Annotated in this window: 9 protein-coding genes; 7 read left to right on the top strand and 2 right to left on the bottom strand. The window is 68.4% G+C overall.

What is annotated here, in order from left to right; translation table 11 throughout:
* Positions 1-4 precede the first annotated feature (4 nt).
* On the bottom strand, positions 5-700 hold the full coding sequence (locus tag JWS13_RS16500) for a 3'-5' exonuclease (RefSeq protein ID WP_206006607.1): 696 nt from the start codon (positions 698-700) through the stop codon (positions 5-7).
* Between the two features lie 334 nt (positions 701-1034).
* On the opposite strand from JWS13_RS16500, the gene JWS13_RS16495 reads away from it, so the two are divergent.
* Positions 1035-2165 carry a magnesium and cobalt transport protein CorA gene (locus tag JWS13_RS16495; protein WP_087556824.1) on the top strand — a complete coding sequence of 377 codons (1131 nt, stop codon included), beginning with the start codon at positions 1035-1037 and terminating at the stop codon, positions 2163-2165.
* A gap of 45 nt (positions 2166-2210) precedes the next feature.
* Here the strand turns inward: JWS13_RS16495 and lppU are convergent, their stop codons facing one another.
* On the bottom strand, positions 2211-2807 hold the full coding sequence (lppU, locus tag JWS13_RS16490; protein WP_420855006.1) for an LppU family putative lipoprotein: 597 nt from the start codon (positions 2805-2807) through the stop codon (positions 2211-2213).
* 148 nt (positions 2808-2955) lie between these two features.
* On the opposite strand from lppU, the gene JWS13_RS16485 reads away from it, so the two are divergent.
* The 6 genes from JWS13_RS16485 to JWS13_RS16460 all read left to right on the top strand — a co-directional run bounded on the left by JWS13_RS16485 (position 2956) and on the right by JWS13_RS16460 (position 8910).
* Positions 2956-3999 carry an ATP-dependent DNA ligase gene (locus JWS13_RS16485; RefSeq protein WP_206006605.1) on the top strand — a complete coding sequence of 348 codons (1044 nt, stop codon included), beginning with the start codon at positions 2956-2958 and terminating at the stop codon, positions 3997-3999.
* Positions 4000-5028: a DNA polymerase domain-containing protein gene (locus JWS13_RS16480; RefSeq protein ID WP_206006604.1), complete on the top strand. Its 1029-nt coding sequence runs from the start codon at positions 4000-4002 to the stop codon at positions 5026-5028.
* Between the two features lie 54 nt (positions 5029-5082).
* A complete protein-coding gene (locus JWS13_RS16475; protein WP_206006603.1) occupies positions 5083-5598 on the top strand; it encodes a DUF6764 family protein in 516 nt (171 codons plus the stop codon).
* 93 nt (positions 5599-5691) lie between these two features.
* The gene (locus JWS13_RS16470; protein ID WP_124395259.1) at positions 5692-6897 is read left to right on the top strand and encodes a serine hydrolase domain-containing protein; all 1206 of its coding nucleotides are present in this window, start codon (positions 5692-5694) and stop codon (positions 6895-6897) included.
* An 18-nt stretch (positions 6898-6915) separates the two neighbouring features.
* Positions 6916-7137 carry a dodecin gene (locus tag JWS13_RS16465; RefSeq protein ID WP_087556818.1) on the top strand — a complete coding sequence of 74 codons (222 nt, stop codon included), beginning with the start codon at positions 6916-6918 and terminating at the stop codon, positions 7135-7137.
* Between the two features lie 93 nt (positions 7138-7230).
* Entirely contained in the window at positions 7231-8910 is a 1680-nt protein-coding gene (locus JWS13_RS16460) for an FAD-dependent oxidoreductase (RefSeq protein ID WP_206006602.1), read from the top strand.
* Positions 8911-9001: the final 91 nt, after the last annotated feature.

The raw sequence follows: 9001 nt of genomic DNA, 5'->3' as shown, positions 1-9001 counted from the left end.
CGGGTCAGGCGATGCGGAACGGGGTGAGGCCGCGAATCGGCCACTCGCCGTTGACGTCCGACGCGTCGCGCCCCTGCCGGACGAGGTAGTCGGCGAAGTCGCGCTGCCGCTCCGCGTGCCAGTCGGCCTGGTGGGTCATGATGTCGAGGGCCCGCAGATTCGGGAACTCCTGCGCCAGCCTCCGGGCGAGGTGTGCGGCGGCGAGCGCATCGGCCTCCGCCTCGTGCGCGTCCTCCAGTGCGATGCCGTAGTACTCGCACACCGCGCCGAGGGTGCGCCTGCCCTTCCGGTACCGGTCCATCTCGCGGTCGATGACGTACGGGTCGACGACGATGCCGGTGACGAGTTCGGGCAGCCCGAGCCGCAGACCCTCGGTGTGCATGACGGTCAGGTCGTAGGAGGCGTTGAACGCGACGACGGCGTGGTCCCGGGTCCACGCGTCGTACAGGGCGTCGCGGATCTCGCCGTACCCGGTGGCGTAGTCCTGCCCGTGAGCCCGGGCGTACTCCGTGGAGATTCCGTGCACGTCCGACGCGCCCTGCGGGATGGCAACCCCCGGGTCGAGCAACCAGGTGCGCGACTCGACGTGGTGAGCGTCGACGACGGCGATGCACGCGGAGACGATGCGGGCGTCGGAGGGGTCGGGCCCCGTCGTCTCCAGATCGAACGCGCAGATCGGTCTGTCCGACCAGCTGGTCATGGGGGCCTCTCGGTGGTGATTCGGTGCGCGCCCAGTATCTGCCGCGGCGGGCGCCGGATCCGGGACCGACACGGCGGGGATCCCAGGTTGTCGTGGCCGGTCGCCGGGGGTATCGTGTCCTGCGGTCTGCAGTTCGCCGAGGTCGTGAACTGTGTTGTCTCGAGAGAGCGTTCTTTCGAGGGAAGAGTGCGAGAGGGTAAGGAGGTGTGGCATCCGATGAGAAGCCAACCTCCCAGTACCAACTGAAACCGTTCCACCGGTAGGTGCGCGGTTTCACGGTCCGTGTTCCTCAGCGCCGTCCCGCGCTGCTCCTTTCCCCCGAAAGCCCCGTGCCATGCCTCAGTTGCGCCCGATTCGTTCCCTCCTGCCCAGCCGCTCCGCCGGTCTGTCCGATGCGGCCGCCGGTCACGCCGTCACACGCCGCGCCGTCGAACCGACGCCCGCGGAGGAAACGGTGGTCAACAGCGCCGTATACCGCGACGGCCGGAAGACGGCCACCCCGGCCACGTTGTCGGAGGCGCTCGCGAGCCTGCCGGATGCGGCGTCGATGGCGTGGATCGGGATGTACCGGCCCAACGACGCCCAGCTGTACGCGGCGGCAAAGCAATTCGATCTGCACGAGCTGGCCGTCGAGGACGCCATTGTCGCCCACCAGCGGCCCAAGCTGGAGCGTTACGGCAAGACGCTGTTCGTGGTGCTCCGGGCCGCGCGGTACTGCGACGAGACCGAGCGCGTCGAATTCGGTGAGCTGCACGTCTTCTGCGGTCCGACGTTCGTGCTCACGGTCCGGCACAGCGAATCCCCCGACCTGTCGGCGGTGCGCAGGCGGATGGAGAGCAACCCGGACCTGCTCCGGCTCGGACCCGAGGCCGTGCTCTACGCCATCCTCGACGCCGTGGTCGACGGGTACGCGCCGGTGGTGGCCGGGCTGCAGAACGACATCGACGAGATCGAGACCGAGGTGTTCAGCGGGGCGCCCGGCGTGTCGCGGCGTATCTACGAACTCACCCGCGAGGTCATCGAATTCCAGAGGGCCACACGGCCGCTGCTCGGAATGCTGCGGGGGTTGTCGCAGGGTTTCGAGAAGTACAACACCGACGAGGAACTGCAGCGTTACCTTCGCGACGTCACCGACCACGCGACGGTCGTCGTGGAGCGGGCGGACGGGTTCCGTCAGCTGCTCGGGAACATCCTCACCGTCAACGCCACCCTGGTGTCGCAGGAGCAGAACGAGGAGATGCGCAACCTGACCCAGGCCAGTTACGCGCAGAACGAGGAGATCAAGAAGGTGTCGGCGTGGGCGGCGATCCTCTTCGCGCCCACCCTGATCGGAACCGTGTACGGCATGAACTTCGACCACATGCCCGAACTGCACTGGGTCGGAGGGTATCCGTTCGCGCTGTCGCTGATGATGCTCACCTGCGCCGGGCTGTACACGATCTTCAAACGCCGGGGCTGGTTGTGAGCGAGGCCGGCTGCGGGCGGGACCCGCAGCCGGCCTGACCCGTCGTCAGAGTTCGTCGACGCAGACGACGAACTTGCGTTCGGAGTATTCGTAGCCGTTGGACGACGTGCTGCACGAATCCACGGACGTGGCGCCCTGCACGATCTCCGTCACTTTCACGCCGTCGACGGCTTTCGTGTCACCGCACTCGATGCGCGCGGGATCCTCGCCGCCGACGTCCATGCAGCCGCCGATCACCCAGTCCACGTCGAGGCAGATCGCGCCCTGCTCGATGCCGCCGAGGGTTTCGTAGTAGTACGAGTCGGCGTCGCTGACGCATTGGCTGTTCTTCGCGGCCTTCGCGATCACCTTGTAGTTCGAGTCGGGGCTGCCGCACACCGCCTTGTCGATCTCGGCGTCGGTGACGGTGCCGCCGAGCTTCACGCACTCACCGATCGCGACCTCGAAGTCGACGTCGCCGCCCGCGTCCTCGCCTTCCTGCCCGTCGATCACGGTGGTCGATTCGCTCGTGGAGGTGGCTGCGGAGGCACCGGACTCCGGCACCGCGGTGGGCGTCGTGTCCGAACCGCACCCTGCCACCAGAACTGCCGTCGCCGACAATGCGACGACCGCGGTACACACCCGCCGAACTAACCCTGTCATGTCTGACCCCTCCGTCGGGTGACGTCCCGCCACCCGTGCCTCTGAGATGACCGTTGCCACCTCGACCGTGTCCACCGCGATTGCCGTGTCGCGCATTATTTGATTACATCGCTGTCCGATTTGCCAATTGTGATGACAGTATGGACGGGTGGACCTCCCCGTGATGCCCCCGTTGCAGCCGATGCTCGCGAAGGCTGCGTCGTCCGTTCCGGCGCAACCGGAGTCCGGGATCGCCTGGTCGTACGAACCCAAATGGGACGGATTCCGCGTCCTCGTCTTCCGCGATGGCGACGAGGTGGTGCTCGGTTCCCGCGGCGGAAAAGACTTGGCCCGGTACTTTCCCGAACTCGTCCGCGCCGTGAAGGACGAACTGCCCGAGCGGTGCGTGGTCGACGGTGAACTCGTCGTCCCGCGCAACATCGACGGCCGCACCCGCCTCGACTGGGAGTCGTTGTCGGAGCGCATCCATCCCGCGGAGAGCCGGGTGACAATGCTGTCGGAGAAGACCCCGGCCCAGTTCGTCGCGTTCGATCTGCTGGCCCTGGGCGACCGCGACCTGAGCCAGGAGGACTTCTCCGTGCGCCGCGCGCAACTCGTCGACACCATCGGGGGCGGGCCCTCCTGCCACGTCACGGCGGCCACCGAATCGAGTGCGACGGCCACCGAGTGGTTCGAGGCGTTCGAGGGGGCAGGCCTCGACGGGGTGGTGGCCAAGAAGCTGGTGGGCCCGTACCTGCCGAACAAGCGGGAAATGGTGAAGGTGAAGCACGCCCGCACCGCCGACTGCGTCGTCATCGGCTACCGGCCGCACAAGAGCCAGCCGGGAATCGGGTCGATGCTGCTCGGACTGTACGACGGCGACCAGATGGCGATGGTCGGTGGCGCGTCGGCGTTCACGGCGGCGCGGCGGATCGAACTGCTCGCCGAACTCGACGAACTGCGCGTCGGCGACGACGTCGTCGCCGACGGGGCGCCGACGCGGTGGCAGTCGGGCAACGACCGCACCTGGGTGCCGCTGCGCCCCGAACGCGTCGTCGAGGTGGCGTACGACCAGATGGAGGGTGCCCGGTTCCGGCACGCCGCGCGGTTCCTGCGCTGGCGCCCGGACCGGACGCCCGACGAGTGCACGTACCAACAATTGGAGGTCCCGGTGCGATACGACCTTGCCGACGTCCTGGCCGGAGGTTCCTAGATGGCGAGTCCTGCCGAAGAACTCGACGTCGACGGCGTCGCCGTGCGGCTGTCGAGTCCCGACAAGATCTACTACCCGAAACTCGGTGCCGACGGCGGCACGAAACGGCACCTGGTGGAGTACTACCGGACGGTGGCGCGCAACGGTGCCCTGCTGGGCGCAGTGTTCGATCGGCCGACGCACCTGCAACGGTTCCCGGACGGGGTCGAGGGCGAGGAGATCTACCAGAAGCGGGTGCCGGCGAAGCGCCCCGACCACGTCGAGTCGTGCGAGGTCACGTTCCCGTCCGGCCGCAAGGCCGACGTGCTCCGGGTGCGCAGCGCCGCGAACATCGTGTGGGCGGCGAACCTCGGCAACATCACGTTCCACCCGTGGGCGGTGCGGTGCCCCGACGTCGATCACCCCGACGAACTGCGCATCGACCTGGACCCGCAGCCCGGCACCGGATTCGACGACGCCCGGGCGGTCGCGCTGGACGTGCTCCGGCCGCTGCTGGACGAACTCGGTCTGATCGGCTATCCCAAGACCTCGGGCGGTCGCGGCCTGCACGTGTATCTCCGCATCGAGCCGCGGTGGGACTTCATCGAGGTGCGGCGCGCGGGCATCGCCCTCGCCCGGGAGATCGAGCGGCGCAGCGGCGACCGGGCCACCACGTCCTGGTGGAAGGAGGAACGCGGCGAACGCATCTTCCTCGACTTCAACCAGAACGCCCGGGACAAGACCATCGCGTCCGCCTACTCGGCTCGGAAGACGCCGATCGCGACCGTGTCGACGCCGGTCACGTGGGAGGAACTCGTCGACGTCCACCCCGACGACTTCACCATCGCGACGGTGCCCGCACTGCTCGAGAAACGCGGCGATCCGATGGCGACCATGGGTGACGTGGCGCAATCCCTCGACGTGCTGCTGGAGATGGCGGAACGGGACACCGCGAACGGCCTCGGCGATCTCCCGTACCCACCCAATTACCCCAAAATGCCCGGGGAACCCAAGCGGGTACAACCGAGTCGGGACCGAGACCGCAAATAGCCAGCGCTCACGTAGGCTCGGAGGCTGTCGGGTCGGGAACAATGTGAGGTCACCATGGAACGTAAGACGGTCGGTACTTTCGGATTCGTCCTCGGTGTCGTCGCGACGGCACTCGGGACTCTGATGATCGCGCCTGCCACCGCGTCGGCCGTCTCCCTCTCCTGTGTGTCCCCACCGGGCCGGGGTGACACGACGGTCGTCGACCGCACCGCGTGCGGGGCCAACGCCGACACCAGCAGCAATTCGGCGGCCTTCGGCACCGACGGTGTCGGTTTCGCCGACGCGGCCCATGCGGGAGCTGCACTCGGCGCCGGACTGGGCGGCGGTGTCGGCGCGGCCGAGGCACGCCGTGGCGCCGTCGCCGCGGTCGCGGTAGGGCCCGAGAGCGTCGCCATCGGAACGGTCGACAGCGTCGGCCCGGCGCTGGTGCTGAGCGGTCCCGGCGGGCAGGCGCTCGTCGCGGATCCGGCCAAAGGCGTGGTGTGCGCGGCAGGACCCTCGCTGGCCATCAATTTCCTTGCAGGTCAAGCGTGTCTGAGTGACGGCATAGCAGTGTGGCGGCTTCCCTGAACGCCACCCCGGTCGGCGTCGTATGGTGACGGTAGTCACAATGTGCTGACGCACCTGCCGTAGGACTTACGGCAGCGAGATCGGAGGTGGTCGATGACGACCAGCGTTCGAGTTTCCCGGCCCGCGTCCGTGCCACGGACGGAACTGCACGTCGATCCGCGGTTCCTGCCGCTCGCCGACCGCTTCTTCGCGATGTACCGGCAGCCTCAGCACGGCGGCGGGGCGCTCACCGCGTACTTCCGGGGCGAGAAGGTCCTCGACATCTGGGCCGGCTGGGCCGACCGCGACCGCCGGTGGGACCGCGACACCGTCGCACTGTCGTTCTCGACCGGAAAAGGCGTGGCCAGCACGGTCGTCCACCGGCTCGCCGAACGCCGGCTGATCGACTACGACGCCCCCGTGGCGCGTTACTGGCCCGAATTCGGTGCGGCGGGCAAGGACGGCATCACCGTCCGCGAACTCCTCACCCACCGGGCCGGACTGCACAAGGTCCGGGGGCTGATGCGGAGCCCGCTCGACCTCCTCGAATACGACGCCGTCGTGGAGGCCCTCGCGGCGGCCCCGGCGGATCCGCGCAGGCTGCGCGGGCCCGGGTATCACGCCGTCACGTACGGGTGGCTGGTGGCCGAACTGATCGCCCGCGTTGCCGGAAAGCCGTTCGTGCAGGTCGTGCAGGACGAGATCGCGGGACCGCTCGGTGTCGACGACTTCTGGTATCAGGTTCCCGGACAGCACCGTCCACGGATCGCGAAGCTGTTCCCGCACATCAACCCGGCCGGACTCAACTGGGAGCTCACCTCGAACATGCTGTCGCTCGTCGGCCCCACTCGCGGGCTCGCCGAGGCGGCGATGCCGCAGGGATTCGACGCGCTGGTCCGGAACCCCGCGGTGCACGACGCGGTGATGCCCGGCTGGAACGGCGTGTTCAGCGCGCGGGCGCTCGCGCGGATGTACGGCGCCATCGCCAACGGGGGCAAGCTGGACGGACGCCGGTTCCTGCGCAAGTCCACCATCGCGCGGATGGCGGAGGTGCAGACCCGCGACCGCGACTACGTCCTCGGTATCCGCCCGCAGTGGTCGCTCGGCTACCACCGGCCGATGCTCGCCTCCCTGGAACAACCACGGAACGCGATCGGGCACTACGGGGTCGGCGGGTCCGGCGCCTACGCGGACCTCGACAGCGGACTGTCCCTGGGGTTCGTCACCAACCGCCTCGGCAGTTCCCTCACGGCTCTCGGTGATCTTCGTCTGGCCCGGCTCGGTGTCGAGGCACAGGCGATCGTCCGGAACGGCAAGTAACCCACGAAAGGAATCCTGATGAGTGATCACGTGTACCGAGTTGTCGAGGTCGTCGGTTCGTCGAGCGACAGCACCGATCAGGCCATCAAGAACGCCATTGCGCGGACCAACGAGACCGTGCGGAACGTCGAGTGGTTCGAGGTCGTCAACACCAGGGGCCACGTCGAGAACGGCGCCATCGCGCACTACCAGGTCACGGTGAAGGTCGGATTCCGGGTGGAGCCGGGCGACGCGGTCTGACCTCGCGCACGGTTCTCGCACAAAAGTGGAACACGTTATAGTCTGGGGTCATATCTCGACGTTGGACTGCGCGTACTCAGGTAGGGGAGAACCGTGGCATATGTGATCACGCAGCCGTGCTGCAACGACGCGTCGTGCGTGGACGTCTGTCCGGTCAACTGCATCCATCCCACACCGGACGAGAAACCGTTCGCGAGCACGGAAATGCTGTACATCGACCCGGACACCTGCATCGACTGCGGGGCCTGCGTCGAGGAGTGCCCGGTGGAGGCCATCTACGCGGAGAACGACCTCGACGAGGTCGACGAGCCGTACCTCGACATCAACGCGCAGTACTACACCAAGCACCCGATCGGCCCCGACTGGCCCGAGCCGCTCAAGCTGCCGCAGATCGACGCAGCCCTCGGCACGCTCCACGTCGCGGTCGTCGGGTCGGGCCCGGCCGCCTGCTACGCCGCGATGGAACTGACGGCGAAGCCCCGCGTCGAGGTCGACATCTTCGACCGTCTGCCCACCCCGTACGGGCTGGTGCGCGCCGGCGTCGCCCCGGATCATCCAGGTACCAAGGGCGTCACGGACCAGTTCCGTTCGGTCGTCGGCAAGCGGACGGTGCACTGCCACTTCAACGTGAACGTGGGCACGGACGTGACCCACGAGGATCTGCTCGCGCACCACCACGCCGTCATCTACGCGGTCGGCGCGGCAGGCGACCGCGAACTGGGCATTCCCGGCGAGGATCTCGCCGGTAGCCACGCCGCCACCGAGTTCGTGGCCTGGTACAACGGTCATCCCGACTACGCCGACCGCACGTTCGATCTGTCGGGGGAGCGGGCCGTCATCGTCGGCAACGGAAACGTGGCACTCGACGTGGCCCGCATCCTCGTGACCGACCCGGAGGTCCTGGCCACGACGGATCTCGCCGACCACGCCCTCGAGGCGCTGCGGGCGAGCAACATCCGCGAGGTCGTCATCCTCGGCCGCCGGGGCCCCGCCCAGGCCGCGTACACCAACCCCGAACTCCTGGCGCTCGGGCGCATGCCGAACGTCGACGTCGTCGTCGACCCGGAGGAAGCGGTGCTCGACCCCGCGAGCCGCGCGTTCATCGACGGCGACGACGCGGAGCCGTGGCAGCGCCACAAGGTGCGCCAGGTCGAGGAGTTCGCCCGGCGCACCGCCGATCCGGCCAAGAAGCGGATCGTGCTGCGCTTCCTGACCTCGCCCGTGGAAATTCTCGGCACCGACGCCGTCGAATCGGTGCGCATCGCGAAGAACGAGATGGTCGCGGACGCGTCCGGCAGGCTCAGCGCCAAACCGTCCGACGACACCTCGACGCTGGACACCGGCCTGGTGCTGCGCTCGATCGGCTACCGCGGTCAGCCGGTGGCCGGTATCCCGTTCGACGACCGGCGCGGCGTCATCCCCAACGAGAACGGCCGCGTGATCGATCCGGAGACCGGTGCGCCGGTACCCGGCGTGTACGTCGCGGGGTGGATCAAGCGCGGGCCTACGGGCGTGATCGGCACCAACAAGTACTGCTCCGCGGAGACGGTCAGGATGCTCATCGACGACTTCTCCGCCGGCCGCCTCGACGCGCCCGCCGACCGTGAGGGTCTCGACCGCCTGATCGCCGAGCGCGCGCCGGACGCCGTCGACTTCCAGGGCTGGCAGCGGATCGACAAGACCGAGCGCGCCGCGGGCAGGGCGGCGGGCCGCACCCGCACGAAGCTGATCACCATCGAGAGCATGCTCGCTGCCGCCCGCGCCGAGACCTGATCGTGAGCTCTTCTTGACCACTCGGTGACACCGACTGCCCGCAGGCCGCGGAGCGGCAACGATTGCGGGCAAATTGCTCGTGGCCGGATGA

The sequence above is a fragment of the Rhodococcus pseudokoreensis genome (assembly GCF_017068395.1).
Classification (GTDB): Bacteria; Actinomycetota; Actinomycetes; order Mycobacteriales; family Mycobacteriaceae; genus Rhodococcus_F; species Rhodococcus_F pseudokoreensis.
The sequence above is the reverse complement of the archived record's forward strand: the minus strand, read 5'-3'. Positions and strand labels throughout refer to the sequence as shown.